A 286-nucleotide genomic window follows, 5' to 3' on the forward strand; every position below is an offset into this window, starting at 1 on the left:
TAATTCACTATTTTTGGCTTCGATTTTGTAGCGCTCTTTCATTTTCATTTTGAAATAGTCGCTTTCTTGGAAAGCCTCCTGCTCTGTATGTTCCGTCGATTTAATCGTGGTGGAATAGGATTTGCTTTTGGCACCGTCTTTGTAACAGCCCTCTCTAAGTGGGCACACTTTACATTTTTCCACGTCGAAGAAATAGGTATCACGAGGATTCTTTCCATGTCTATTTTTGCCGATTATGATTTTTTTGAAGGCGATGTGGCCAGCTTTACAGACATACATGCCGGCA

General features: G+C 40.9%; 1 protein-coding gene. It reads right to left on the minus strand.

Translation table 11 applies throughout. The features are described 5' to 3' along the window. Positions 1-286 (minus strand): transposase (locus FILTAD_RS15640; protein WP_203229735.1); only part of this gene is annotated, 286 nt, incomplete at both ends.

This window comes from Filibacter tadaridae, assembly GCF_900609045.1.
Taxonomy (GTDB): domain Bacteria; phylum Bacillota; class Bacilli; order Bacillales_A; family Planococcaceae; genus Sporosarcina; species Sporosarcina tadaridae.